This window comes from Vibrio sp. 1401, from assembly GCF_033340295.1.
The window spans coordinates 1-589 of the sequence record NZ_JAWOWF010000594.1; the positions used below are offsets into that span (position 1 = coordinate 1).

Annotated in this window: 1 protein-coding gene and 1 pseudogene; both read right to left on the reverse strand. The window is 50.6% G+C overall.

Features of this window, described 5'->3' with window-relative positions:
• On the reverse strand, positions 1-219 hold a 219-nt coding region (locus tag R7Z77_RS27025; RefSeq protein ID WP_318137263.1), incomplete at its 3' end, for an ATP-binding cassette domain-containing protein.
• Positions 216-589 (reverse strand): annotated as a pseudogene (locus tag R7Z77_RS27030) (ABC transporter permease); the annotation flags it as partial. The gene R7Z77_RS27025 and the pseudogene R7Z77_RS27030, both read right to left, overlap by 4 nt.

Here is a 589-nt window from a genome sequence, read left to right on the forward strand (position 1 = left end):
CTGCTTGGTGACGTCTTTGCCATCAATGATCACTTGACCACCAATCATTGGTGTCTCACCCGTCACCGCTCCGAGCAATGTCGATTTACCCGCACCGTTAGACCCGATTACGGTTAGAAATTGGTGCTCCGGTACTTCTAACGATACCCCTTTCAACGCGCGATTTTCCAAAATCGTACCAGGGTTGAACGTCACTTGGATGTTGTTGAGTTCAATCATAACGCCTCCCCAGAACCATTTTTAGATGCCGCTTGTTTCGCAGTCGTTACGCGTTGTTTGGCTTTCATACTTTGCTTGAGCTTAGGCGCAATGAGCGCTACCGCAACCAACACTGCGGTCACGAGGTTGAGATCCGAGGCCTGAAGGCCAAACATGCCAGAACTCAACGCAAAAGCGACGGCTAGTCGATACAACACCGAGCCCAAAATAACGGCGCAAACGGCAACCCAAATTTTGCGACCTGGAATTAGCGTTTGACCCAAAATAACCGCAGCCAAGCCGACCACGATGGTACCAACGCCTGATGTTACGTCAGCAAAGCTGTTGGTTTGCGCAAATAGCGCACCAGCGAAGCCAACAAATCCATTCG